At 55.8% G+C, this 23,856-nt stretch carries 24 protein-coding genes; 16 read left to right on the top strand and 8 right to left on the bottom strand.

Annotation, left to right across the window (positions count from 1 at the left end; genetic code table 11):
- Position 1 precedes the first annotated feature (1 nt).
- Positions 2-1,030 (bottom strand): response regulator, encoded by a 1,029-nt coding sequence (locus FIV08_RS12670; protein ID WP_152438571.1) that lies wholly within the window; start codon positions 1,028-1,030, stop codon positions 2-4.
- Positions 1,031-1,400: 370 nt separating this feature from the next.
- Between FIV08_RS12670 and FIV08_RS12665 the strand changes: the two genes are divergently transcribed.
- Genes FIV08_RS12665 through FIV08_RS12655 form a run of 3 tightly spaced genes read left to right on the top strand, consistent with a single transcriptional unit; the run spans position 1,401 to position 2,811 of the window.
- Positions 1,401-2,294 carry a DUF6160 family protein gene (locus tag FIV08_RS12665; protein WP_152438570.1) on the top strand — a complete coding sequence of 298 codons (894 nt, stop codon included), beginning with the start codon at positions 1,401-1,403 and terminating at the stop codon, positions 2,292-2,294.
- 54 nt (positions 2,295-2,348) lie between these two features.
- On the top strand, positions 2,349-2,579 hold the full coding sequence (locus FIV08_RS12660) for a DUF4160 domain-containing protein (RefSeq protein WP_061333902.1): 231 nt from the start codon (positions 2,349-2,351) through the stop codon (positions 2,577-2,579).
- Positions 2,560-2,811, top strand: coding sequence for a DUF2442 domain-containing protein (locus FIV08_RS12655; RefSeq protein ID WP_152438569.1), 252 nt, complete (start codon positions 2,560-2,562; stop codon positions 2,809-2,811). Before FIV08_RS12660 ends, FIV08_RS12655 begins: the two co-directional genes overlap by 20 nt.
- A gap of 22 nt (positions 2,812-2,833) precedes the next feature.
- On the opposite strand, the gene FIV08_RS12650 is transcribed toward FIV08_RS12655, so the two are convergent.
- Positions 2,834-4,048 carry an IS256 family transposase gene (locus FIV08_RS12650; RefSeq protein ID WP_152439654.1) on the bottom strand — a complete coding sequence of 405 codons (1,215 nt, stop codon included), beginning with the start codon at positions 4,046-4,048 and terminating at the stop codon, positions 2,834-2,836.
- A 139-nt stretch (positions 4,049-4,187) separates the two neighbouring features.
- Between FIV08_RS12650 and sbcB the strand changes: the two genes are divergently transcribed.
- Entirely contained in the window at positions 4,188-5,636 is a 1,449-nt protein-coding gene (sbcB, locus tag FIV08_RS12645; protein ID WP_152438568.1) for an exodeoxyribonuclease I, read from the top strand.
- Between the two features lie 62 nt (positions 5,637-5,698).
- Here the strand turns inward: sbcB and FIV08_RS12640 are convergent, their stop codons facing one another.
- Both FIV08_RS12640 and FIV08_RS12630 read right to left on the bottom strand, forming a co-directional pair.
- Positions 5,699-7,702 (bottom strand): tetratricopeptide repeat protein, encoded by a 2,004-nt coding sequence (locus FIV08_RS12640; protein ID WP_152438567.1) that lies wholly within the window; start codon positions 7,700-7,702, stop codon positions 5,699-5,701.
- 363 nt (positions 7,703-8,065) lie between these two features.
- Positions 8,066-8,299, bottom strand: a complete 234-nt coding sequence (locus FIV08_RS12630) for a DUF2281 domain-containing protein (protein WP_152438566.1) — start codon at positions 8,297-8,299, stop codon at positions 8,066-8,068.
- A gap of 182 nt (positions 8,300-8,481) precedes the next feature.
- Here FIV08_RS12630 and FIV08_RS12625 point away from each other — a divergent pair, with 182 nt between their 5' ends.
- From FIV08_RS12625 to FIV08_RS12615, 3 genes are all read left to right on the top strand, one after another.
- Complete coding sequence (locus FIV08_RS12625; protein WP_152438565.1) at positions 8,482-9,882, top strand: plasmid pRiA4b ORF-3 family protein; 1,401 nt, start codon at positions 8,482-8,484, stop codon at positions 9,880-9,882.
- 131 nt (positions 9,883-10,013) lie between these two features.
- The gene (locus FIV08_RS12620; protein ID WP_228715552.1) at positions 10,014-10,208 is read left to right on the top strand and encodes a BrnT family toxin; all 195 of its coding nucleotides are present in this window, start codon (positions 10,014-10,016) and stop codon (positions 10,206-10,208) included.
- On the top strand, positions 10,192-10,446 hold the full coding sequence (locus FIV08_RS12615; RefSeq protein ID WP_152438563.1) for a BrnA antitoxin family protein: 255 nt from the start codon (positions 10,192-10,194) through the stop codon (positions 10,444-10,446). The genes FIV08_RS12620 and FIV08_RS12615 overlap by 17 nt, the downstream gene beginning before the upstream one ends.
- A gap of 58 nt (positions 10,447-10,504) precedes the next feature.
- Here the strand turns inward: FIV08_RS12615 and FIV08_RS12610 are convergent, their stop codons facing one another.
- From FIV08_RS12610 to FIV08_RS12600, 3 genes are all read right to left on the bottom strand, one after another.
- Positions 10,505-10,891 (bottom strand): type II toxin-antitoxin system VapC family toxin, encoded by a 387-nt coding sequence (locus tag FIV08_RS12610; protein WP_152438562.1) that lies wholly within the window; start codon positions 10,889-10,891, stop codon positions 10,505-10,507.
- A gap of 1 nt (position 10,892) precedes the next feature.
- Entirely contained in the window at positions 10,893-11,132 is a 240-nt protein-coding gene (locus tag FIV08_RS12605) for a type II toxin-antitoxin system Phd/YefM family antitoxin (protein ID WP_061333890.1), read from the bottom strand.
- 203 nt (positions 11,133-11,335) lie between these two features.
- A complete protein-coding gene (locus FIV08_RS12600; RefSeq protein ID WP_152438561.1) occupies positions 11,336-12,808 on the bottom strand; it encodes a flagellin in 1,473 nt (490 codons plus the stop codon).
- A gap of 358 nt (positions 12,809-13,166) precedes the next feature.
- Between FIV08_RS12600 and FIV08_RS12595 the strand changes: the two genes are divergently transcribed.
- The 9 genes from FIV08_RS12595 (at position 13,167) to FIV08_RS12555 (ending at position 22,318) form a co-directional block, all read left to right on the top strand.
- Positions 13,167-13,490: a nucleotidyltransferase family protein gene (locus FIV08_RS12595; RefSeq protein ID WP_152438560.1), complete on the top strand. Its 324-nt coding sequence runs from the start codon at positions 13,167-13,169 to the stop codon at positions 13,488-13,490.
- A gap of 36 nt (positions 13,491-13,526) precedes the next feature.
- Positions 13,527-14,216 carry a hypothetical protein gene (locus FIV08_RS12590; RefSeq protein ID WP_152438559.1) on the top strand — a complete coding sequence of 230 codons (690 nt, stop codon included), beginning with the start codon at positions 13,527-13,529 and terminating at the stop codon, positions 14,214-14,216.
- A gap of 182 nt (positions 14,217-14,398) precedes the next feature.
- Positions 14,399-15,877, top strand: a complete 1,479-nt coding sequence (locus FIV08_RS12585) for a flagellin (RefSeq protein ID WP_152438558.1) — start codon at positions 14,399-14,401, stop codon at positions 15,875-15,877.
- 71 nt (positions 15,878-15,948) lie between these two features.
- Positions 15,949-16,383, top strand: a complete 435-nt coding sequence (locus tag FIV08_RS12580) for a flagellar protein FlaG (protein ID WP_152438557.1) — start codon at positions 15,949-15,951, stop codon at positions 16,381-16,383.
- Positions 16,384-16,576: 193 nt separating this feature from the next.
- On the top strand, positions 16,577-18,544 hold the full coding sequence (gene fliD, locus FIV08_RS12575; RefSeq protein WP_152438556.1) for a flagellar filament capping protein FliD: 1,968 nt from the start codon (positions 16,577-16,579) through the stop codon (positions 18,542-18,544).
- Between the two features lie 66 nt (positions 18,545-18,610).
- The gene (fliS, locus tag FIV08_RS12570) at positions 18,611-19,009 is read left to right on the top strand and encodes a flagellar export chaperone FliS (protein ID WP_152438555.1); all 399 of its coding nucleotides are present in this window, start codon (positions 18,611-18,613) and stop codon (positions 19,007-19,009) included.
- Positions 19,010-19,029: 20 nt separating this feature from the next.
- The gene (locus FIV08_RS12565; RefSeq protein ID WP_152438554.1) at positions 19,030-19,794 is read left to right on the top strand and encodes a substrate-binding periplasmic protein; all 765 of its coding nucleotides are present in this window, start codon (positions 19,030-19,032) and stop codon (positions 19,792-19,794) included.
- A gap of 75 nt (positions 19,795-19,869) precedes the next feature.
- The gene (locus tag FIV08_RS12560; RefSeq protein ID WP_061333619.1) at positions 19,870-21,081 is read left to right on the top strand and encodes an argininosuccinate synthase; all 1,212 of its coding nucleotides are present in this window, start codon (positions 19,870-19,872) and stop codon (positions 21,079-21,081) included.
- A gap of 196 nt (positions 21,082-21,277) precedes the next feature.
- Positions 21,278-22,318, top strand: a complete 1,041-nt coding sequence (locus tag FIV08_RS12555; protein WP_152438553.1) for an AraC family transcriptional regulator — start codon at positions 21,278-21,280, stop codon at positions 22,316-22,318.
- Positions 22,319-22,793: 475 nt separating this feature from the next.
- Here FIV08_RS12555 and FIV08_RS12550 read toward each other — a convergent pair whose 3' ends face one another.
- Positions 22,794-23,765 carry a response regulator gene (locus FIV08_RS12550; RefSeq protein ID WP_058092390.1) on the bottom strand — a complete coding sequence of 324 codons (972 nt, stop codon included), beginning with the start codon at positions 23,763-23,765 and terminating at the stop codon, positions 22,794-22,796.
- Positions 23,766-23,856: the final 91 nt, after the last annotated feature.

Here is a 23,856-nt window from a genome sequence, read left to right as displayed (position 1 = left end):
GTCAATCCACCAGGTATTCGAGGCGTTTTTCGAGGAAGGGCACCGAGTCTTCGGTGAACAGTATCAGCATATCGCAATGAATATCGCGGTTTTCGATGGCGTAGCTGATTTCAATACAAAGAAGTTGTTCTTCCCGCTTGCTATGGTGTTCCAGCAGTTCGTTGATGGGGCGATGTTGGCCCAGAACGCTGGGATGGCCCAGGCCAAGTTTCAGATCCAGCTGATCGCCAATGCCGTTCAGGAAAGCGCCGAACAGGATGCTGGACATGTCCATCAACACCTCCACGTTAACGGCTTCGCCCTCGACTACATCGTAATGCAGCAGTTCGGCCATTTCCTGAAAGCTGGCGTCCTGGAACAGCAGTAGGGCCTCACCAGCAAGCCCGGCGCCGGTAAATCCCTGGCACACGGCGGAGTAGGCTTCGCCTTGCTGGGCAGCGGAAATGGCCATGTGGAGTTCGGAATTGGCGATAAACGCCACTTTCGGGATCGGCTGCTTTACGAACACCCTGAGTAGCCGGGCCAGGAGGTCAGACGAGCGGCCCATGGCCACGTTGGCGATTTCCTGCAGGTAGTCGTTCAGGCTGACGGAGATTTCCCGGGCTTTGCTGACGCTGCTGCGCAGAGAGGAATCCTTCAGCGCTGCGGTTTCCAGTTCGCCGGGGCGATAAAAGCCGTACTCCTCGAGCAATCTGGTAACAAGGCCGGTGTCTGTGGGCTTTTTGATGAAGTCGATGGCGCCGAGTTTACGCACACGCTCCCTGGCTTCGGGCTGAATGTCGCCGGAGACCACAATGGTCAAGACGGGGAGGTCTTCCTTGCGGATATGTTCAAGTACCTGATAGCCGTCCATTTCTGGCATGTTGAGATCCAGAAACAGAAGCTCGGCCTTGTGGTCGCGAAGAATTTGCAGGGCCTCTTCGCCATTGGTCGCAAACAGGATGTCGTCCGCCAGGCCAGCAGGCAGTGCCCGGGCCATTTGCTTGCGGGCGAGGGCAGAGTCGTCGCAAATCAGGATCTGGGTAGACATCGGTGGTTGATCAGTGCCATGGGTAAAGTGATTCAGTATAGCAGTGCCGGATGATATGTATCTATAGGCTACATCATTGATTTCCGGTGCGCTGGTTATTGTTTCTTCCGTGCTGTGGGCAGGTGAGGATAAGTGTAATCTTGTGATGGCGATCATGCTTAACGAGGAAATGACATCTACGTAATGAGTGAATGTGATTTTGGTCACTCTATGTACGCGCGGGCCTCCGTTATAGTCTGGTGACGGTCAAAAAGACACATAACGTTACAAAGAATAACGTGGCCGTATGCCAGCACCGAAATAACAAAATAAGCGGGCGGCATGAGTCGGCGTCGGAAACTGACTCACAAAAACAATCAGAGACACTAATATGAAGACGCAAGCGTATGGATACGCTGCCCTTGCCACGTTCTGCCTGGGTATTTCGCCCGTTGCCCAGGCCGATCTTAAGCCCATTTCAGATGATGCAATGGGCGAGGTGACCGGGCAGGCCTTTATGCAGATAGAAAACATTGCCGGCGAAAACCATGACTTCACCCGGATGACTCTGGGTATGGACGTGGAAACGCGAGTCAATGTGGATGATATTCAGGTGGGCCAGATTGATGGCGGCACCGATTTTTCAGCAAGCCACCTGGCGCTGGGGCATATCGCCCGTGCCGACGGCGAAGTATTCAATGGCCGAACCTATAATGAAGGTGAGGTTATTCCCTTTGAGGCCCAGCGGCCTTATATCGAACTGGCTGAAGATGCTCAGGGCCTGGCGGGCTTCCGTTTGGGATTCCAGCAGGCGCGGGGTTCGGTGTCTTCTCATACCACCAGCTTCAGTGGAGCCATGCCCGGCCTGAAGGTGCGGGAAGACGAGTCTGGCACCATTTACGATACTGCATTGTTTGCCGGTGAGGGTGAAACAGCCACGAATTACCGCGCATCCCACATTGGTATTGTGCCCAATGGCGATGAGCCCTTGTCTTGTGTTTCTGGCGTGAACTGCGCGCCGCTCACCAACCTGCGTTCCATCATCGTGGGTGACGAAGGTGCGGCAGAGGGCGAGGTAGCCTTCACCGATGGCTTTTTCATCGGGTTCCAGCGTGATGAGAATGTTGACTGGCAAAGCCTGGATGGCGCCAACACCATCAGCGTGGGTAAGGGGGTGTTCATTAACCTGCCTACGAATATGACAGTGGACTTGAGCCAGTTAACGGGTGAGGGCGTGGACCGGTTGCGGACTCATCAGGTGGATATGGGGACGAAGTTGTTTTGATTGTTTCCGGAAATTCCACAAGTTGTAGTGACTAAGATATACACAGAGGCAAGGATGCCCACATTATTGCTCTTGAATGGCTTCAAGTTCTTCTTTTATGCAAATGATCACCCTCCTGCACACGTGCATGTGCTTAAAGGCGAGCGTTGGGCTAAGATTGAGGTGCCGACGCTTGCAGTGAAGTACAGCAATCTGAAGAATCAGGAGCTGCGGGAGTGCTTAAGTATTGTGGAGCGTCATCAGTCTGATTTTCTGGAGAGTTGGAATGCCTGGTTTCAGAGGTAAGTCCGTCCACATTGATGATCGCCATCTGCATGTTGAATTGGATGATGGCCGTGTTATTTCGACACCCGTGCATTGGTATCCGGAGCTTGAGGAAGCTTCCATTGCCCAGGTTCGCGAGTATCGTTTTATTTGCGATGGCACGGGCATCGAGTGGGAGTCTTTGGATTATCATTTGAGTATTGAGGCCATGTTGTCGGGTAATGCCCGTCAAAGCGCCGGAGCCTGTAAATAAATCTGTGTAACTGCCCACCCCATTACAGGTGGCCGTCCAGGCGGTCACCGAATTCGATAATAAAGCGATTCAAGGCCGGCTTCCAATCACGGATCGGCATGGTCCATTTCTTCGAGGCCTGCTGGATAGCCAGAAAGGCCACTTTCAGCGCCGAGTCATCACTTGGGAACAGCTTCCGGCGCTTGGTCGCTTTGCGGATCACGCTGTTCAGTGACTCAACGGCATTGGTGGTATAGATCACCTTCCGGATCGCCGGCGGGTACTCGAAGATGGTAATCAGATTGTCCCAGTGGCTGTGCCAGGAGCGAGAGATCTGTGGGTATTGGCCGTCCCAGCGTTCGCCAAAGGCCTCCAGCGCCTGCCGGGCTTCATGTTCTGTGGCAGACTGGTAGATCTGCTTCAAGTCGGCCGTCACGGCTTTGTAGTCCTTCCAGGACACGTAGCGCAGCGAGTTGCGAACCATGTGCACGATGCACAGCTGCACCTTGGTCTGAGGGTACTCAGCAGCAATAGCATCCGGGAAGCCCTTGAGGCCGTCCACGCAGGCGATCAGGATGTCCTCCAGACCACGGTTCTTCAGTTCTGTCAGTACTGATAGCCAGAACTTCGCGCCTTCGGTCTCGGCCAGCCAGAGGCCTAGCAGCTCCTTCTGGCCGTCCATGTTGATGCCCAGGGCCAGGTATAGGGACTTGTTGATGACCCGCTTGTTGTCGCGGATCTTCAGCACGATGCAGTCCAGATAGACGATGGGATAGATCGGATCCAGCGGACGATTCTGCCACTCCTGAACCTGCTCGATCACCCGCTCCGTCACTTTGGATACCAGAGTGGCCGAGATGTCCGCGTCGTACATTTCCTTGAAGGCATCCACGATATCCCGGGTGCTCAGGCCCTTGGCGTAAAGCGCCAGGATCTGGTCATCCATCTGGGTCAGGCGGGACTGGCCTTTGCGGACGAACTGAGGCTCGAAGGAACCGTCCCGGTCACGAGGGGCCTCTATCGGTACTTCGCCGTGCTGGCCCTTCAGGCGTTTGGCAGAATAGCCATTACGGCTGTTGCCGGTGCCACGGCCTTCGGGCGCGTGCTTCTCGTATCCGAGATGTGCGTCCAGTTCGGCGTTGAGGGCGGTCTCGACCGTAAGCTTGACCAGCTGTTGAGTGAGGGCTCCGAGATCTCTTTCGGACTTGATGTCCTTGGCCAGCTCGGCGGCCATGGCTTTGAGTTTTTCTTGATCCACTTGTGTACCCACGATGGTATCCTTTTGAAAAGATTACTCAGTCGTGGGCAGTTACACAATTTGGTTTACAGGCTCAAGCGCCGCGTAAGTTTGCTAAACTCCTGCTTCTGGTATTTCTTCGGGTTGCAGGAGCCGCGTTTTGATCAGATCTTTCTACTGGCACGATTACGAAACCTTCGGTGTGGACCCGGTTCATGACCGCCCCTCCCAGTTTGCCGGCGTACGCACCGATGCCGATCTGAACGTGATCGAAGATCCTCTGGTGATCTTCTGCAAACCGACAGACGATTACCTGCCTTCCCCGGAAGCCTGTTTGATTACCGGCATTACCCCGCAGAAAGCACTGGAAGACGGCTTTCCGGAGGCGGAATTCATCGCCCAGATCAACGAAGCCTTCAGCCAGCCCGGCACCTGCGCCGTGGGCTACAACAGCCTGCGCTTTGATGATGAAGTTACCCGCCACACCCTGTACCGAAACCTGCGTGATCCTTACGCCCGGGAATGGCAGAACGGCAACTCCCGCTGGGACATCATCGACATGGTGCGCCTGACCTACGCCCTGCGCCCGGAAGGCATCAACTGGCCGAAAAAAGAAAATGGCAGCCCCAGTTTCAAGCTGGAGGAACTGACGGTGGCTAACGGTATTGCCCACGAGGCTGCCCACGATGCGATGTCTGATGTGTTGGCAACCATCGCCGTGGCCAAGCTGATCAAAGAGAAGCAGCCCAAGCTGTTTGATTTCGTTCTGAGCAACAAAGACAAGCACTCCGCCCGGCAAATGCTGGACACCGCTGCCATGAAACCGGTGTTCCATATTTCCGCCAAGTACCCGGCCACCCGCGGATGCTGTGCCCTGGTGGCGCCGGTGGCGGAAAGTCTGAGCAACAAGAACCAGGTGATTGTGTACGACCTGCGGGAAGACCCCACTGAACTGATCAACGCCACCGTGGAGCAGATTCGTGAGCGGGTATTTACGTCACAGGCGGAGCTGGGTGAGGGCGTTAGCCGTTTCCCTTTGAAAGGTGTGCAATTGAACAAGTGCCCGGTGCTGGCCCCGGCCAACATGCTGTCAACCCTGTCGCCGGAACGGCTGGCGGAACTGGAGCTGGACGGCGACGTGCTGCGCGCCAACCTGGCCAAACTGCGGCAAGCGCCAGACCTGCCAGGCCGCATCGCTCAAGCCTTCGAGCAGGATTTCGCCGGCAGCGACCTGACCGACCCGGACGAACAACTCTACGCCGGTGGCTTCATCAGCAAAACCGACCGGGAGAAACTGAACTGGCTGCTGACCCAGCCGGCAGATACCCTGGGTGAGCAGGATGTGAATTTTGAAGACGCACGCCTGCCAGACATGCTGTTTCGTTACCGCGCCCGAAATTACCCGGGCACTCTGAGCGGCGAAGAAATGGAACGCTGGGAAGAATTTCGCAGCCAACGCCTTATGCACCCCAAGAAAGGCTGGCGCTCACTGGAAGAGTACGGCCGCATCCTGCAAAAACTCGCCGCCGACCCGGAGCTCACGCCCAGGAACCAGCAAATCCTCGAAGACCTCCATCTCTACGGCGAATCCCTCATCCCCTACATGTAAATTTGGGGTCAGACCCCAAGACATTTGATGCGGCCAAATGTCCGGGGGTCTGACCCCAACGTTTATCTCCGGCGTTGGAAGTAGACGCTGAGGTTCTGGCCCATGAGGCTTTGCACTTCGCTGCCCAGGGCCTCGGCCTGGATTTGGCGTTGTACCGGGGCGGTGGCCAGGCTGTGGCCGTCTTCGTCCCGGGCTTTGACGAGTTTCCATTCCACTTCGTTACTGACCAGCGCCAGCAGCTCTTTGAGCTGGGCGGCGTCTTGTGGGCGGAACCAGCGGTCGCGGCAGCCGCCGAGGCTGTAGAAGTCGTCGTCTTTCAGCAGGTTGGCCCATACCGCGTCTTGTTTGTTCGCCAGTACCATACGGCGTAGCTGGCGCAGGCTGGTGCGGGTGGGTTGCAGTTGGTGTTCTGCAATCAGTCGGCGGATCTGTTTGTCGCCGGCGGTTTGCTCGGCCATGCTGGTGTGCATGTGCACCACGGCACCGGCAATGGAGGCGCTGTTGATGAGTGCTGCCAGGGAAAGCTCGGTCATGGCCGGTGATGGTAGGCGGCCCACTTCCACCCAATGTACCTGATGGCCATCGGCCACGAAGCGCTGGGCGATGGACCAGGGCCAGAACACGATGTTATCCATGTTCAGGGTTTGCGCCATGCGGGTGGCCTTGGCGATGTTGGCCAGGGATTCGTCTACCGCGATTACCTCTACATCGTCCAGGTATTGCGCCAGTTCCATGGCACGTTGGCCGGACTGGGCGCCGCACACCAGAATGCGCAGGGTGGCGGGCAGGTTGTCTGTATTCAGTCCAAGTTCCTGGGCCATCACCGCTTTCAAACTGGTTTCGGTGCGGTAGGCCAGCTGGCTCCACGCTGGCCAGGCCTGTGGCACGTCGGTTTTGGCCAGGCAGAGCTCTTCCGCTTTTTCGTCAAAATTCTGTTTGATGGCTTCTTCTTCGGCGCGGCTGTAATAGCTGGCGGCTATCATCGGCTGCATGGCCAGGGGCCAGTCTACCAGGTTCCATTGCCCCAGCTGCATGGCAAAGCTTTGATGGAACAGGGCACCGTACATGGCGCTGATCATCAGCGAGCCAATCAGGGCCTCTTGTGGTTCGCGCACGGCGAATTGGGCCACAATGCTGTCGTTAATCGTGGCCGCCAGGCGCTCTTCATCGTCTTCGGCGGCCAGGGCGTAACCGGTGCGGTCTGCGTACTCGGCAATGGCCAGGCACAGGGGCTGCAGTTCATCCCGCAGGCTGGCGGTTTGCGCCACTTCCGCCATGATCGCCCGGCGCAGCATGACCACCAATTCTTCCACCGACGCGTTCGGCATCAGGGTTTTCTGAAGGGCCAGAATCAGCAGTTCGTCTTCAGCGGCGGCATCCAGGAACACTTCGGCGTTCGGGTTATCCAGATCGTACTGCTGCTGGATGATGGCGCCGACAAAGCGGCCGATTTCCTGATGGGGCAGGCCGTCTTTGCGAAGCAGGGCGATGGCATCCTGCGCCAGGTCGGTGTCTGCCTTGTGAATCTGCAGGTGCTGCGCGCAGGTTAGCATGCCGGAATACACCGAATCCCAACGGGAACCGGTTTGCAGCAGTTTGCGGTAATGCAGGTAGGCCACATCGAATTGCCCCTGCAAGCGCTTGGCGTGGGCGACACCGCAGAAAGCGGCGGCGGATTGCCGGTCGCACTCCAGCGCCCGCAGGAAGTATTCCTCAGCCAGGGCGGGCCGTTCGCTCTTCAGCGCCCAGTAACCCAGGTTGCAATACTGCTGCGCCTGCCCCGGCTGGCTGTTCAGGCTGGCATTGAACAGCGCATGGGCTTTCTCCAGCTGGCCGTCGTCCATCTCCACCCGGCCCAGCAGGCCAAGGGCCGCCGCGTTTTCCGGCTCCAGCGCCAGCGCCTGGTCCAGGTACTCCCGGCATTCAAACCGCGCCTTCAGCCGCTGCACATAGGAAAGCCCGTTACTGTTGGACTCCCCATACGCCAGATTCGCCTGCAAAACCAACCGCGCCGCCTGCGCCTGAACCGAGCGGGGAAGATGAGCATTGTGATGTTGTACGTGCATGGAACACCTCGTTACCAGCCATGATTCGATGCGGCAAAGGTCTGCAGTTTTTTGACGGTTTGCCGTGCTTTGAGGGAGGTGTTGCGAAAGGTGTGCCAGTTTGGTGTTTGAATTTGGGGTCAGACCCCAATACATTTGCAGCCTCGAAATGTCTTGGGGTCTGACCCCAGATTGTTACTGGGTGGGTACTGTCGAGTTTCCAGTCGAGATCTGGATTAAACTGATGTAACTGGGAGGAGATCATGCAAACTAACCAGTCGTCGTGACTATTATCCAGCTTTCGTAACAGCAGGACAGGCCGTTTTTTTGCGTTGGCCAGGTTAGTGAATGGGAATGGCATCAAAGCGATATCACCAGCCTGCTTCACTGCCAATGCTCCTGAATATCTTCATCTGAATAGAGTTCTGGCTCATCCTCGATGCCTCGCATGGCTTGCTCAGCACTCATGGCCTTGAAGTCTTCCTCAGACCAGTCGGTTTGTTGCTGATTGTTCTTGGCAGCGTATCGCTGTTCGAGAAAGGCCGCAAAATCGATGACTTCCTGTTGTCTCGCCGGCGGCAAACGGCTGACCATGCTGATTAGCTCTTCAAGTTGCATAGCGATTACCTCATGCGTTTTCAGGAAGGTGCAAGGTGAAAGTTATCATAACTTGGCAGGGGTGGTTAGGTAAGGTGTGGAGATTTGGGGCTGACCCCCGGACATTTGAATTTGGGGTCAGACCCCAATACATTTGCAGCCTCGAAATGTCTTGGGGTCTGACCCCAAAAATAGGAGCGGTTATGGGTGCGCAGGGTAAAGGTGTTTATCAGGTTAAGGTCACGCTTTCTGGCATCAGGCCGCCTATTTGGCGGAGGTTGCTGATCTCGCCGGAGGCGACGTTTCAGGATTTGCACCGGATTATTCAGATTGCCATGGGGTGGCGGGCGTCGCATCTGCATTTGTTTCAGGCGGCCGATGGCAGGCTGATTGGCGACCCGGCGGAGGATGAAGATGACATGATGGGGTTTCTGGATGAAACCCGCTTGCGGGTGGGCAGTGTTCTGAAGCGCGAAGGCCAGGCCATCAAATATGAGTATGATTTTGGCGACAGTTGGGAACACCAGGTGAAGCTGGAGAAGATTCTGCCTGTAGGCGATGAAGGGCAATTGCCCCATTGTATAAAAGCCGCCCGCCAGTGCCCACCGGAGGATGTGGGTGGGGTGCATGGCTACTATGAGTTTTTGGATGCAATGCATGACCCCGCGCACCCGGAACACGAGGGTGTGAAGGAGTGGTGGGGTGGGGAGTTTGATCCCGAGTTTGTGAACCTGGAGGAGATCAATCAGCTGCTTCCAGAGCGGGATGCCCTGTTTGCGGAGAGCGACGTTGATGCGTTGCCACCTGTTGATTTTTGCGGTTTAAGTCCCAGCCAGATGCATGAGCTGCTGCAGAGCCCGCTGCATTGCCCGTCTGTGTTCAAGTCGCTGATCAATGCAAAAACGGTTGATCAGGAACTGGATGCCGCACCCATCCTGCAAATGGCAAAAGTGCTGTTCAACGAGCTGGGCGAGAAGGGCATTCGCCTGACCGGCAAAGGTAACCTGCCGCTTAAGCAGGTGAAGGCCATGATTGAGGCCGCCGGCGAGGAGGTTGTGGTGCCTTTTGCCGGGTACGGTTCCGTGCGTTCCGAGGAGGACATTCTTGGCGTGCAGCTTACCCGTGTGCTATTGGAGTTGGCCGGCTACACCCGAAAGGAAAAGGGCCGCCTGCTGCTGAAGAAAGCCGCCGCCAAACGCCTCGATACCAAAGGCTGGCTAACCCTGTACCAGGACATGTTGGCCGCGGCGTTCTCTGAATTTAACTGGGCCTGGATGGACCATTACGACGGGCTGGACGATATACAAACCGTCGGCCCCTTCTTCTTTTGGCTGCTGGCAGAGAAAGGCGGCGACTGGTTGCCGGTGGATGGCTACATAAACGACATGCTGGCGGCCTTCCCGCAATTGCCCCTTTCAGCGCTCCCGCGGCCGTATGCCAGCGAAGAACAACAAACCCGCTGGGCACTGGATTCCAGGGTAATCCGCCTGTTTAGGCTGTTGGGGTTGATTGAGTTGAACCCGGAGCGAGTGCTGTTCCGCGAGGAGGCTGAGCAACGGCTTCGGAGAACGGCTTTGTTTGAGGGGGTGTTTGCTAAGGGTTAGGGTGGGGTCAGACCCCAGTGCATTTGGTGGAGTGAAATGTCTTGGGGTCTGACCCCAGAATGCGGTATTTTGTACGTACAGAAGTAAATACAGGGATGTGTGATGCGCTTTGAGTGGGATGAGGCAAAGATATTTTTACTCACCCAATGCTGACGGCTATAGATGATCTTTATGCCTATGGTGAAGAACGTTGGATTGCCATTGGTCTGATCAAGCAGTTTATCGGGGTGGTGGTTTATGTCGAGAGATGTGGGGACGCTGTCCGGATTATTTCAGCTCGGAAAGCAGCTCGTCGGGAGGTAAGGCTCTATGAACAGAACATCTAAAACAGACTGGCAACGAATGGCAGAACATGGCGACGAGCAAATCGATACCAGCGATATACCAGAGCTGGATGATGCATTCTTCGAGAGGGCTGAACTGCGATTGCCAGCCAAGCAACCTGTAACGCTCCGGATAGATGAGGATGTGTTGGCCTGGTTCAAGGCCCAGGGTAAAGGCTATCAAACCCGGATTAATAAATTGCTCAGACAATATATGGGGAGTCAGGTTAACCGGCGGTGAATGCCGGAGAACGCAAGTACATTTGGAGCCGGGAAATGTCTTGGGGTCTGACCCCAAATTAGATTCGGCGAACAGGGCCGGGGTAACGCGCTACCAAATCATCGGCCGTCAGCAACAGGAAGCCCTCTGTCTCGGCCTGGGCAACGAGAATTCTGTCGAATGGGTCTTTGTGGATTTCCGGCAGGTGGCTAACGGCCAAGGTATGCAGTGACGAAATTGCCAATTCTGTATAGCCATTATCAACCAGTCCGCGTCGGAGCAGATGTGGGTCAACATGAAAGTCTGGCCGCCCCAGGCCATTTTTGATGACGACTTCCCAGATACTGGCGGCGCTGAAGTACAGCCTGTTATTTTCGTTACTGATCATGGCTGCCGCTTCGGGGGATAACCTATTTGGCTCCGCTGCGGCCCAGAGCAGTAGGTGAGTGTCCAGAAGAAGGTTCATGTCACCCTCCGAACAACTCGGTTATTTCGTCTTGCCCCATCCGATCAAAATCGTCCGGTACTTTGAATTCGCCCGCCAAGAAACCCAATCGTCTCTGTTGACTCTCTTCAGGAGAATCGTAGGCGGTTACCCTGGCAACAGGCTTGCCCGCCTTTGCAATTATGAAAGCTTCGCCTTTGGCGGCGCGGGCGACCAGTTGTGACAGCCGGGTTTTAGCCTCGTGCATGTTGACGGATTCCATCTAGCCCTCCTTCGGTGCTGCTTAGTTCAATTGACTTAGTTTAGCGCGTGGGGTCGTTATTGGCTAATGGTAGCTAGGATGAGGCAAGCGAAATTTGGGGTCAGACCCCTGTACATTTGATGGGGTGAAATGTCTTGGGGTCTGACCCCAAAAGCAAAACGGCCGGGTGATTAGCCCGGCCGTTTTGGTTGTGCTGCAGGAGATTAGCCCTGCAGCAGCTGGAGCACCTGCTGGGGCCTGGCGTTGGCCTGGGCCAGTACGGAGAGACCAGCCTGCTGGAGCACCTGGGTGCGAGCCAGTTCGGCGGTTTCTGCTGCGAAGTCGGCATCACGGATTCGGCTGTTGGAGGCCGAGAGGTTTTCTGAGGTGGTGCTCAGGTTGGCGATGGTGGACTCGAAGCGGTTTTGAACGGCGCCTAGCTCGGCGCGGAAGCTGTTAATCTTGTCGATCGCATAATCGATGGTGATCATTGCAAGGTCAGCACCGTCTGGAGTCGATATATCGGTGGTGTTCAACGAGGCGGTATTGGTCGCTGCAGCATATGTTTCGTCTACATCAATATCATCCACCCCATCACCGTCAAGATCAGCGGTGAACTGAACAGCGATATCCTCGCCGAACTGAGATGCAAAAATTATCTCTTGATTGGTTCGATCAAGATTAGCCTCGACACCCGTTTCGTTTGAGCGGGCGTTGATGGCGCCAATAACGTCGTTGAGTGAGGTGACATTATCAGCCGTGAAGGATATACCATTTACCGTAAAGTCGATGGACGCCTCCTCATTCGCTGTAAAAAAGTCTGCGAGTGATCCTCCCGTAGACTCAAAAGACTGAGCGAAGGTGCTAGCTGGCGTGTCGTTGTCAGTTAGGTCAATGGCGACTTGCACGGTCTCCCCTGATTCGTTTGTGAAGATAAGGGTATCGTTCGCAGTGTCTCCGGTCACCGTAAGTCCCGGGAATGGCGTAGTGAGTTGTGCTTGTATCTCTGCCGCCAGGTCCTCAATGTCATTTCCGACGGCACCAGTGTAAGCAATAGGGACGGTTGTGCCGTCGATAATTAGGTCCCCGCTCACGTTTGTCTCGTAATCAAGACCGAGGGCATTTGTTTCTACTGGAGGGAATGGGACAAGTTGTGAGCTGAAGTTCGTTGTTTTGCCAACTGTCGCACCCAGCTGGCTACCCCGCGAATCCAGTCCGCTAACTCCTATTGTTTCGCCGGTGTTTGCGCCAACTTGAAAAGTTTGAGTTCCAAACGTCCCATCCAGCACCTTCAACCCGTTAAAGGAAGTCTGGCTGGCAATCCGGTTGATTTCCTCAATCCGCTGCTGCACTTCCTGGTTCAGTGCCTGTCGGTCAGAAATACTGTTCGTCGCATTAGCCGACTGAACCGCCAGTTCCCGAATCCGCTGCAGGTTATTGGTAATCTCGTCCATCGCGCCTTCCGCCGTCTGCGCCAGGGAGATGCCGTCGTTGGCATTCCGCTGGGCCTGGTTCAGGCCGGCGATCTGGGATTGGAAGCGCTCGGAAATGGCAAGGCCAGCGGCGTCGTCTTTGGCAGAGTTAATCCGCAGGCCAGAAGACAACCGTTGCAGTGCCACGTTTGCATCGCCCTGCGAAGCATTCAGATTGCGCTGAGCATTCAGCGACGCAATGTTGGTGTTAATGACCTGAGGCATATCTATTCTCCTGCTCAGAGGTGCCGGTAGCCTGGTGCCCACTGAGAGGGGAACCCTTACCGGCGGAAATTCGTTAAATTGCCGTTTTGCCGGATACCAAGCGAAGGGTGTGCCAGTTTTAAGAAAGTGGCGTTATATTGCTGTTTTAATTGATGGTTTTTAGATCAGGTTTCGAGCAGGGTATTGTACGCTGCCGGAAAGTTGGCGTGGGGGATGGGAAAAGGGTTGCCGGTTTTGTGGAGTTGCGTTGGTACATTTCACTCCACCAAATGTCCTGGGGTCTGGCCCCAAAGGTACATGGGGCTCTGTTATCGGGCTATGATAGAGTCTACGCGTTCTCGTGACCGGGTAGAGCATCATGGCAGAGACCCCCATTCCAGATATCTTCAAAGAACACGCCGGCGACCTTGCAGAACTCTGTAGGCGTCATCATGTCAGCCGCATTGCGGTTTTTGGCTCGGCCACAACGGATCGTTTCCGGGAGGAAAGTGATTTGGATTTTCTTGTGTCTTTTGAAACAGACCTGTCAGCTCGACAAACAGCCGCTGCTTTCTTTGATTTGAAACTTGAGTTGGAGGCACTTTTCAATCGGCCCGTTGACCTGATCACCAAGGCCTCTTTAACAAATCCGTGTTTTCGGCAATCCGTGTTGGCTGTTCAGAGAGAGCTATATGCGGCTTGAATCCATAAGGCGATCTATTGCTGCTAGGGAGATAACGTGCTTCAAGTTCTAATCGGTTCGGGAATAGCATTTATATCTGCTGTCTGTGGGTGGTTTATCAGTCATCGCTGGCAGCAGAGGAATTATCGGCTGGCGGTGGACGCAGATAGGGGGCGCCTGAATCAGAGTGTCGAGAAGTGGGCCACAGAGGTTGTCGACGTGATGAATCGCATGCATGCCCATTTTGAACATTCGAGTCACCAAGAAGCGATTGAAAGATCGAGGGAGCTGGTTCTTTCTCTTTCGATTCTCGTTGATCAGGGACGGCTCTATTTCCCTAACGTAATGAGGGGAGTCTACGGAGAGGAAAAACAACAATCGAGGCAGGGCTATCGCAGTGCTTTGCTCGACCCACTGGTTGCAGCAATCGAGGTGTCTCGGGGCGTTCAGCCTGAGTTTGACTTGCCCGACACCAAGAAAAAATATGGCAGTAACCGAAATTCGAAGGCTTTGCGTTTATACCTTAACGCCTTTTTGTCGTTGGTTGAGCGTGTGCTACTTGTGGAGGTATCTCATCAGAAGCTTGTTGCCAGATTAACCGAAGTAGGTGATCGCGAGGAAGCGAAGCAATTGAAGCGTCTTCTATGTCCAGAGCCTGGCAGTGGGCCGGTACCCCCAGGGCATAAGTACTGGTTGGGGCAAGAAAGCGGTCCTCAAATTCCGAGCGAGAGTGTGATTTTCAAGTGACGGTTAGCTGGTGGCAGCTGTCGAATTCGATTTTTTACATTCCTTTACAAAATCGTTGAAATTTTTTCTAAAGCAACCGGGTAGGGTGCCGTTAAGTGGAGTAACAGGGCGGCGCTCCCAACTGAGAACCGGGCGCCAGACCTTTTCCATGAAATAACGACATCTGTCGAAGGAGAAGCAATATGGCTCTCGGTATTAACACTAACGTCGCTTCACTGAACGCCCAGAACCAGCTGAGCAAGTCTCAGGGCATGAACGACCAGGCTCTGCAGCGTTTGTCTTCTGGTCTGCGTATTAACTCTGCGAAAGATGATGCGGCTGGCCTGGCGATTTCTACTCGTTTCCAGTCTCAGATCTCTGGTCTGAACGTGGCTACTCGTAATGCCAATGACGGCATTTCCCTGGCGCAAACGGCTGAGGGCGCCTTGAACGAGATTACTAACAACTTGCAGCGGATTCGGGAACTAGCGGTCCAGTCTGCTAACGCTACTAATAGTGATTCAGACAGAGCTGCCTTGAACGATGAGGTTCAGCAGCGCCTTGAAGAAATCGACCGTATCTCGTCCCAGACTGCGTTCAACGGGTTGCGTGTGCTCGACGGCTCTTTTGGACAGCAAGACTTCCAAGTAGGCGCTAATGCTGGGGAAACCATCGGTATTAACCTTACCCAAGGTACCCGGGCTTCCCAGATCGGTTCCATCGCTCAGGCGGAATTGAACATTGATGGTGAAGCCCTGGCTGACAACCAGAACTTTACTCTGCGTGTTGGTGCAGGCGAGATTCAAACCCTTGAGATAGGTGAGGATAGCAGTGCCGCGAGTATTGCTGATGCTATTCGGTCGTCCGTCGACGGGGTGTCAAGTGTGACAGCCGAAAACTCCCAGACAATTGATTGGGCAGGCGACGTAACGCTTACTACAGCGAATAGTGGTGTTGATACGCAGAGTTATAGCATCACAATTGGCGCTGGTGGTGAGTCGGTGGAGCTCGCCTTTGCCAGCCCAGCAGCGGACGGCTCGACAACTATCACTGCGGCAATGGTCAGAGACGAAATTAACAGCAATTCGATCCTTGGATCTGTTGGTATTTCTGCTTCGCTTGACGGTGGTAACTTGGTCATTCAGCAGGCTAGCGGCGAAAACTTTACCCTGCAGGAAGCATCCGGTTCGACCGGCGCCGCCACTGATCCTGATCTGGCCGCAGTAGGCCTGAACGATGCGGCCTCGGCTGGCTTCACTGCCGAGACAACCTTTGCTGGTACCGTTAGCTTTACCGCTGAAAACAGCGTTACGGTCGCGGGTGCTGATGTTGCATCGGTAGGTGGTGAAAACTCATTCAATGCTGAGGGATTCATCCGGGATATCGATATCAGTAACGTCCCGGGTGCAAACGAGGCAATTGCTCGGGTTGACGCAGCTCTGACCTCCGTCAACAGCCTGCGCGGCGAACTCGGTGCGATCCAAAACCGCTTCGAGTCCACGATTGCGAACTTGGCAACGTCTGTAGAGAACCTCAGCGCATCCAACAGCCGTATCCTGGACGCTGACTTCGCGGCGGAAACCGCCAACCTGGCTAAATCCCAGGTACTGCAGCAGGCCGGTATCTCCGTCCTGGCTCAGGCGAACGCCCGTCCGCAGCAGGTTCTGTCCCTCCTGCAGTAAGGGGCATAGCGGTAACGGCCGGAACCCTCGGGTTCCGGCCTTCCGCCGTTGAAGGATAGCGAGGTAAAGCTATGAATGACGTTAACCTGAACAGCCCGGACCTGAAACTGGTGCGCTCTGGCGCCCAGGCTCCGGCCAAGGCAATGTCGTCATCTCAGGCCGAGGGCCGGAACGCCCCTGACCTTGCTGCTTCGGCTGCCGGTACCCGCCAGGTGCAGGCTCCCCAGGTTGCTCAACAGGCTTCGCAGGCTGAAAAGCTGCAGGCCCGTAATGAAGAGCAGCGCAAGGAGCTGAATGAGGCGGTTAGCCAGTTGAACGACTTTGTTCAAACCGTGCAGCGGGATCTTCAGTTTGAAGTGGATAATGAAATGGGCCAGACCATCGTAAGGGTGGTTGATCAACAAACCCAGGAAGTTATCCGCCAGATGCCGGATGAAGTAGCATTGAGGTTGGCAGAAAAATTGCAGCAGGATGAACCGCTGACGTTGTTTAACATCAAGGTGTAAAAGCTTGCCGCTTTTGCGCGGGTGAAAACGACGGTATTTCAGCACCGCCGCCTCTGAGAAGAGCCGGCGGTGTTCTGCGTTTACGCACTGTTACAAATCGGCATAGGAATTTTCCGGAAAAGGGCAAAGTTTTGCCGCCTGCTGCCGATAAACTGATCAGTACAGAGATTCGCCCCCCTGAGGAGGCACGGTTATGGCCAGTATTTCATCGTTAGGTATCGGTTCCGGCGTGTTGACGTCGGATCTTGTCGACCAGTTGGTGGCTGCGGAGCGCAGGCCCACGGAAGTTCGGCTGGATCAGAGAACGGAACGCACCGAGGCGCTTATTTCTGCCTACGGCAAGTTGCGCAGCGCTGTTACGGAGCTGCGCCTGCCTATGCGTCAGCTCGGTTCTGCGGATGCGATGAAGTCGTTTTCCGCCACTTCCTCGGGTAGCAATATTGATGTGTCGGTGGATGCCAGCAAGGCCAGCCGCGGCTCTTACAGCCTCGATGTGAAAAGTCTGGCGCAGTCCCAGGCCCTGGCCAGCCGGGATGTGTTCGCCGACCGGGATGCCACCAGCGTTGGCCGTGGCACCATGACGCTTCAGGTGGGTGACAAGACCACCAACATCACCATCGATTCTTCCAACGACACGCTGCAAGGCCTGGCGAATGCCATCAACGAGGCCAATGCGGGCGTGTCTGCCGGTGTGATTGATACCGGCAACGGTTTCCAGCTGGTGTTGTCTGCGGATGAAACCGGTGAAGCAAACGCCGTCAATATCTCTGTTTCTGAAGATGGTGCCGCCCCAGGATTAAGCCGGTTCGCTTTCGATACGGCGGATCCCGACAATATGGATGGCATGCGCCAGACCATTGCGGCGAGCGATGCGGTAATGGAAATCAACGGCGTGGAAATTCGCCGTGCCACCAATAGCATTGAAAACGTGGTGGATGGGCTGACCTTCAACATTACCGGTGAGGGTAAGTCCACGATCAAAGTGGAGCAGGACACGGCGGCGGTTGCCGAGCGTGTTCAGGCGTTCGTAGACAAGTTCAACGAGCTGCAGGGCACCATCCGTGAGCTGTCCTCATTTGATAGCGAGACGGGGCAAGGCAGTATCCTGACCGGGGATTCTACGGTTCGGAATATCCAGAACCAGTTGAAGCGAGTGCTGACGGATATTATTCCCGGGCTGGAAAACGCCAGCGTTCGCAGTCTGGCGGATGTGGGCATTGGCACGGATTTCCGCACCGGTGAGCTGGAGTTTGATAGTCAGAAGTTTCAGCAGCAGCTTCGGGAAAACCCGGATGATGTTACCGCACTGTTTGCCGAGCAGGGCAGAACCAATGATTCCCAGGTGGAGTTTGTTCGTAGCGGCTCTAATACTCGCCCGGGTGATTACAGCATTAACGTAACCCAGATGGCGACTCGGGGCAGCCTTAATTACTCTGTCCCAAACACCGCAGATGCGATACAGGTTCAAGCCGATAACAGTTTCACGTTCCAGGTGGATGGTGAAACCACCGCAACGGTCTCGATTGCTGCAGGTGATTATTCCGGCGAGGATTTTGCCGCTGCCATTCAGACTGCCCTTCGTGAGAATACTGCGTTGAGTGCAGCTGGGCGGTCGGTTCAGGTGGCATATGATGCCACCGAAGGTCTGACCTTCACCTCCAATCGCTTTGGTAGTGATTCCAATGTAAGCCTGGCGGGGTTGAGCAACGTCACGGGGCTGAACACCGCCACCGGCACCGCCGGCCAGGATGTCCAAGGCACCATTAACGGCCAGACTGCCCAGGGCGATGGCCAGGTGCTGTTCCTGGCAAACAATGCTGGTGGTGATGCCGCTGGTCTGCAGGTGCGCATTACCGGCGGTGACGTTGGTAATCGCGGCTCGGTGAAGTTTATTGAAGGCGTGAGTGAACGTGCGGTAGATACGATTACCAGCATTCTGGGTGCAGAGGGTGCCTTGAGCTCCCGGACTGATGCCCTGAACCGGGATTTGGAGCGCATTCAGGAAGACAGAATCAAGCTGGATTTGCGGGTTGAGAGCTATCAGGCCCGCCTGGTGGCCCAGTTCAGCGCGGCAGATTCCCTGATCTCCCAGCTCAATAATACCCGGGATTACGTGACTCAGCAGCTGGCGGCCCTGGCGCCGAACCGGCAGAACGATTAATTCAGCTATACTGATGGTTGGCCAGCCAACCATGGCATACCGGACAACGGTGAAACGAGGTTATATATGAACGGTTTACAGGCGTATCAGCGCGTTAATACCCAAACCAGCATCACCGATGCAGACCCGCACAAGCTGATTCAGCTGCTGTATAACGGGGCCATCGAGCGCATCAATATGGCCAAGTCCAAGATTCAGGCGAAGGATTACGCGGCTAAGGGGCAGTTGCTCAATAAGGCCATCGAAATCATCGGCGGCCTGCGGGCGTTCCTGGATTTCGAAAAAGGCGGTGAGCTGGCTACTCGTCTCGAAGCTCTTTACGACTACATGGAACGCACCCTGCTTGAAGCCAGCGCCAAGAATGACGTTGCCAAGCTGGATGAAGTGCTGAACCTGCTGCGTTCTGTGAAAGACGGGTGGGATGGCATTCGTGATGAGGTGGTGAACCAGCAGCAGGCGGTCTGAACTTAGCGTTGGTCAAGCATATGGCGTTCTTTCGTGGGTTGTTGGTTGCCTTTCTGGTTGCAGCGGCCCACGTTAGCGCTAATGATGAAGTTGCTTCAGGTGAGAGCGTTCCTGCCACCTCGCCGGCTATCTTTGCGATTCCAGATGTCTGGCCCTGGGGCTTTCAGGACGACAAGGGCGAGTTGCAAGGCAGCCTGATTACGCTTATGGACCGGTTGTCAGAACTCTCGGGTGTGCCCGTGAGTGCGCAGTTGCTTCCTCTGCGGCGGGTAATCCTTGATCTGCTCAGGGGGCGCGCGGAATTTGCCTTTCTGTTTCAAAGTCCAGACCTGGACGAGAACGCTTTTCCCGTCGATACCATACTTCAGCTCAACCTGATGCTGATGGCGATGCGTGACACCGATTTCCCCCTGACCCTGGATGGCCTGGCCGGCAAGCGTGTTGGCTATGTGCGGGGTACCTATCTTGGTGAGTCGTTCAAAGCGGATGAGGCTGTGATGAAAGTGCCGGTTTATAACATTCGGCAAGCCATTGAAATGCTGATGCTGGGGCGGATATCTGCGGTGCTTGCCAGCGATCACAACATCGCGATGACGATTGACGCTTACGGCTTTCCTGCAGAAGAGTTCCGTCTGCAGGAGCATGTAAAGGGCCAAAAGGCCCGGCTGTATATGTCACCAGACAGCGGCAACCCGGAACACGCTCGTCTTTTAAAAGAAGCGCTGCAACACATGCGTGATAACGGCGAGCTGCAGCGCATTTTCCAGACTTCTTCCGCCCAATAGCCATTCCCCCCGCACTCCCGTACAATACGCACCTTCTTTTCAACACATCCATTCTGTTCAGTCTGGAGCATGGGCATGTCTGATATCAAAAAGGTGGTGCTGGCTTATTCCGGTGGCCTGGATACTTCCGTGATCGTTCGGTGGTTACAGGACACCTATAACTGTGAGGTGGTGACCTTCACCGCCGACATCGGCCAGGGCGAGGAAGTTGAGCCGGCGCGCGCCAAGGCGGAAGCGTTGGGCGTTAAGGAAATCTACATTGAGGACCTGCGCGAAGAATTTGTGCGCGACTACGTGTTCCCGATGTTCCGCGCCAATACCATCTATGAGGGCGAATACCTGCTGGGTACTTCCATCGCCCGCCCGCTGATTGCCAAGCGTTTGATCGACATTGCCAACGAAACCGGCGCGGATGCGATTTCCCATGGCGCTACCGGTAAGGGTAACGACCAGGTGCGTTTTGAGCTGGGTGCCTACGCGCTGAAGCCGGGCGTTAAGGTAATTGCTCCCTGGCGTGAGTGGGATCTGAACTCCCGCGAAAAACTGCTGAAGTACTGCGAAGAGCGCAACATTCCGGTGGAAATGAAGAAGGGCAAGAGCCCGTACTCCATGGATGCCAACCTGCTGCACATTTCCTACGAAGGCATGAACCTGGAAGACCCCTGGGCGGAAGCCGAGGAAGACATGTGGCGTTGGAGCGTGTCTCCGGAAGCCGCGCCGGACAAGCCGACTTACGTGGAACTGACCTACAAGAAGGGCGACATTGTTGCCGTTGATGGCCAGGAAATGAAGCCCCACGAAGTGTTGGAAACCCTTAACAAAGTGGCCGGCGCCAACGGTATTGGCCGTCTGGACATCGTAGAGAACCGTTACGTGGGCATGAAGTCCCGCGGCTGCTACGAAACCCCGGGCGGCACCATCATGCTGCGTGCTCACCGCGCCATTGAGTCCATCACCCTGGACCGCGAAGTGGCCCACCTGAAAGACAGCCTGATGCCCCGCTACGCCGAGGTCATCTACAACGGCTACTGGTGGTCCCCGGAGCGCGAAGCCCTGCAGGCACTGATCGACCAGACCCAAACCTACGTGAACGGCACCGTTCGCCTGAAACTCTACAAAGGCAACGTGGACGTAGTTGGCCGGAAGTCTGACGACTCCCTGTTCGACGAAAAGATTGCCACCTTTGAGGAAGACCAGGGTGCGTATGATCAGAAAGACGCCGAAGGCTTCATCAAGCTGAACGCGCTGCGGTTGCGGATTGCGGCTGGGAAAGGGCGGAAGCTGTAGGCTCTGTCCTAGGGGTCTGTCCCAAGGGTCTGTCCCCGAATGGGGACTGACCCATTTTGGACCCATGGGTTCGTGTTTAGTGCTACGGACGGGCAAAGGTGGGTCAGTCCCCGTTCGGGGACAGACCCTATAACACCCCAGCCCTACCCATTTTCGGTTATACTCGCTGCATAAAATCAACAACCAAAGCAGTCTCATGACCCCTCTTGGAACCGCCTCTGTCGCCGCCCTGCGCCAATACGTTCGCTATGCCGATGCCAAGGGCATCAGTACCTCAGAGCTGTTCAGCAAAGCCGGCCTTGAGCCGAATATCCTTGATACCGATGACGGCCGCCTGACGGGCGAGCAGTTGCAGACGTTTATTCACCTGTTGGCCGAAGCATCCGGCAATCCCATCCTTGGCCTGGAAACCGGTGATTTCGTTCAGCCCGGTTCCTACAGTGTGCTTGGCTACATCACCATGAGCTGTGCCACGCTGGGGGAGGCGGTCACCCGGATTGCGCCCTATGAAAAGCTGGTGGGGGACATGGGCACCACGGGCCTTCGGATGAAGGGGAATGAAGTGTCGTTGGTGTGGACCTGCAATTTTACCGATCCGGTGGTGTGGCCCCAGGTGGTGGATAACGTGTTCGCTTCCTGGATCAACTACGCTCGCTGGCTGGCGGATAGTGATGAGGCTTCTCCAATCCGGGTTGCCCTGAAACGCTCCTCGCCAGGCCCTGACTATGAGGGCGATTATCAGGAGCGCTGGGGCTGCCCGGTTGAGTTCGAGGCACCAGAGAATGTGGTGACCATGCCTCAGGAGTTACTGGCCACCCGCCTTCGTCAGCCAGATCCGCTGCTGCGCAAGACCCTTGAAGCCCATGCGCTTTCCCAGTTGGCGCTGCTGGATACCGATACCGATCTGACTTCCAGGGTGAAACAGGGCATCCAGAAACAACTGGCCAGCGGCGTGACCCGGCAAGACATGATCGCCGAAGACCTGGGCATGACCAGCCGCACCCTGCAACGCAAACTGAGCCAGGAAGGTGTTTCCTACCAGAAACTACTGGATGATGTGCGCCAGCAGATGGCGGAGGACTATTTGCGGAATACCGAGATGAGTATTCCCGACATCGCGCTGCGGTTGGGGTACAGCGAGACCACATCGTTCCATCGGAAGTTTAAGGCGGCTGCCGGGAAGACGCCTGGGGATTATCGCCGGGGTCTCACAGGGTCTGACCCCAAAGGGGTCTGACCCACTTTTACACAATCCCACTCGTGGTTGGACTAGGGACTCCCAAGGGCTGTCCCTAAGGGTCTGTCCCCGAACGGGGACTGACCCACTTTTACCCAATCCCACTCGTGGTTGGATTAGGGACTCCCAAGGGCTGTCCCTAAGGGTCTGTCCCCGCATGGGGACTGACCCACCTTGGACCCATGGGCTCGAGTATTGGGGCAGGGACGGGCAAAAGTGGGTCAGTCCCCATACGGGGACAGACCCCTAAATAAAAAAGCCAGCTCACAAGAGCTGGCTCGAAATTACTTCGGAAAGAACGAAAGTGCCTGAAAAATTCGTTAATCCTGTGGAGTCAGGGGCCATAATACGGCGGAGTTACTACTCGGCTCCTCCGCCATGGGCGGATACTGCTTGATTCCACAGTTTCAGAATAAGCCCTCGCGCCCTTCCTGTCTGTTTGTGATCTGTGTCCCGTTGTTACCGTTTGTGAGGGCTACACACCTTCCCGTATCTCGGGTTTGGTTTCGGTAAAGCGGCGGGTTTCGTAGGCGTCAACCAGGCCTTGCACCGCCGCCCGTTCCATATCCTGCACCGAGGGCGTGCCGTCCTGGGCGTCGGCGCGGCACAGGACCATGCCGGCTTCCACGGAGATAAAGCCAGCGGTGGTTTTCAGGGCCTTGTGGTTGATACCATCAAAAATTCGCCGGAACGCGGTGGTGGAGCAGTGGTCGCTGTTCGGGAAGTAGGAGACGATGGCAAACTGGTTGTCGCCTACGCGGCACAGGGCGTCTATGGGGCGAATCAGGGTACTCAGGCGGCGGGCGATGCCGGTGGCCAGTTCGCTCATCACGCTGGGTGGGTGCTTGCGTTTCAGGTCTTGCCAGTTTCGAATGCCGCACATCACGTAGGAGGTGGAACCGCCTCGGGATTCCGCGTGCCGCAAGGTTTTCTGCAGGCGCTGGCGGGCATACTTGCTGTTGCACAGGCCGGTTTCCAGGTCGATGATGTTGGTCGATTCCAGCTCCCGGTTGTTTTCGACCAGCAGTGCGTTGGCCCGCAGCAAGGTGTTCTGGCGGTCGGCCATTCGGTCGGCGGCAAAGATTCGGGGGATCAGCTGCTTGGTCATGTCTGACTTGTAGATAAAATCATCCACGCCCCGGTCGAAAGCTTCCGACAGTGCTTCCACGCTTTCACGGGCGGTGAGCAGGATCACGTAGGTGTAGTGGTTGTCCTGCTCATCCTGCTGGCGCACGTGGTCAGTCAGTTGCAGCCCGTCCATTTCAGGCATCAGCCAGTCGGCAATCAGCACGCTGACCTGCCGCTGTTCCATCAGCTTCAGGGCGTCTGGCGCGTTGTTGGCAATGCGTATATCGCGGTAACCGGCATTTCGCAGGGTGCGGCCGACCACCATACTGCTGAATTTGGCGTCGTCTACTACGAGTATGGGTAGGTCCAGGTTTGGCATCGTTTGTCTACTTCTTACCAGTCCATTGTCAGATGCGGTTCGCCGCGGCTCTTGGTATGCTTTGGCGGTTTCGGAACATCCGGTATTTTTA

The organism is Marinobacter sp. THAF197a, assembly GCF_009363275.1.
In the GTDB taxonomy this organism is placed as follows: domain Bacteria; phylum Pseudomonadota; class Gammaproteobacteria; order Pseudomonadales; family Oleiphilaceae; genus Marinobacter.
The sequence above is the reverse complement of the archived record's forward strand: the minus strand, read 5'-3'. Positions and strand labels throughout refer to the sequence as shown.